Annotated in this window: 2 protein-coding genes; both read right to left on the reverse strand. The window is 32.2% G+C overall.

The window, feature by feature from the left end; translation table 11 throughout:
* On the reverse strand, window positions 1–215 hold a 215-nt coding region (locus B4H69_RS16415), incomplete at its 3' end, for a DUF6520 family protein (protein ID WP_291094936.1).
* A 32-nt stretch (window positions 216–247) separates the two neighbouring features.
* Window positions 248–1,756 carry a DoxX family protein gene (locus tag B4H69_RS16420; RefSeq protein ID WP_291094938.1) on the reverse strand — a complete coding sequence of 503 codons (1,509 nt, stop codon included), beginning with the start codon at window positions 1,754–1,756 and terminating at the stop codon, window positions 248–250.
* Window positions 1,757–1,804 lie beyond the last annotated feature (48 nt).

Below are 1,804 nucleotides of genomic sequence, written 5' to 3' on the forward strand. Positions count from 1 at the left end.
TAAAGATGTACACCTGGCTGATAAGTACAAAAATTACCTGGAATGCTACTACATTCAAAATCCTCAACCAATGTACATGGTTCTTCTTGATCTATTCGATAAATCGGATCTCCAGGATCCCATCCAGCTTTCTTCGCCTGATTTGTAGCGAAAGCTGCACCAGTCCCCATTAATACAATGACAGCTGGTAAAATAATTTGTTTTAAATTTTTCATTTTAATGTGAATTTTAGTTTTGCCTACTTTTATTACAGGTTTTCGGCTTTTCCTGCTTTAAACTGATCGGTTATAGCCGGCTTTAGTTTATAAACAATCAATTCATTTCCAATTAGAGCATAAAAATGAGAATCAGTCACTAAAAAATCAGAAAGTTTGTTTTCTTCGCGATGTTGTACAGTAAAACTTCCGATATAATGCCTACGATCTGTTCGGTACGCATCAATTACATCCACTTGTTTCCACTGTTTTGGGGATTCAAATTTCCCCATTAGCTTAGAGATATTAAACAAGAGATGTCGATGTGCAACCATTTTTTTATTCACTAAAAGTGGAGGAGCGCTCATTTTATTTTTTCCATCCGATAGATGGCTAACTTCAATTTTTGCTTGACGAGTAGTATCAATCGTATTTAATTTGTGTTTGATGTGTAAATCTTGATCCATAACAATAAATTGATTGCGGTAGTAATAAGTATAAACCAACTCATTTGTATATGAATCAGAAACCAACAATCCATCTGTATCAAAAACACCATCAATTTGTTTTTCGAGTATAGTTGAAATCAATTCTATTTTTGGCTGTTTGTTTAAATTCAGCTTTCCTAAAATCTGCGTATTCGTTGTGCTACTTTGTGTACGAATTGCAAAGCTTGTAGAATCAATCACAATCAATTGATTGAAAAAAGCATCATTTAAACTGATGGTTTCTGCATGTAAATTGGTTAATTTTCCTTTGTAAATAACAGGAACTGTTCCGTCGTACAAATAAAAGCTACCATTTTTGACACGCATCATAATGGATTTAAAAGGATGATCTTTATAGTCCAAATCAATCTTTTTGGAAATGATTTGATCTGTATTGGTATCAACACTCGTTAAAACAAGTGGAGCAGTATAATTTCCTAAATACAGCGTATTATTTTCATATCCTACAAAATAATAGGAATTAGCGCCTAGATCAATCGCTTTTTCTTCGATAATTGGATGCTGTAAATACCTTCTGGTAAAATTATTTTCTTGTTTGATGATGTGTTCAGATGTGAGAAATAACATAATGACACTTCCAATTGAAACAATCGAAATAGCAAAGAAGGTAAGAAATAGTTTTCGTTTACTTTTTTGAAACATTAATAATTCACCTAAGTAAATGGCAATTACAGCTAATCCAACAAATACGAGATTGAATATCAAATGTTCTGTCCATCCAAGTTTCTCCAGAATTCCGCCACAAGAACATGGGACAAAATCACTGTAATTAATAATCAGATAGATATAAACTGTAAACGCGAGCATCAAACTATAAGAAGCATACAACCCAATTTGTTGTGTTCGCTTGATACAAAGCAATAATACAATTACAATTTCTACAATAATTGCAGCATAAGAAATAAATCCTGCGTAAGCACTCAATAAAGGTGATTGAGCCAATTGAATTTGAAAATTCTCAAAATCCATTAGTTTACTCACAGCTGCATAAATAAACAATATGATAAATAGGTAGCAGATGAGCGTTTGTATAAACGGTGCAATTTTTCTCATCTTTTAGTAGTTTTAATTCTTAAAAAATAACTTTCTAACATCTAACAT

The organism is Empedobacter sp. UBA6745 (assembly GCF_002453775.1).
GTDB classification, from domain to species: Bacteria; Bacteroidota; Bacteroidia; order Flavobacteriales; family Weeksellaceae; genus Empedobacter; species Empedobacter falsenii_C.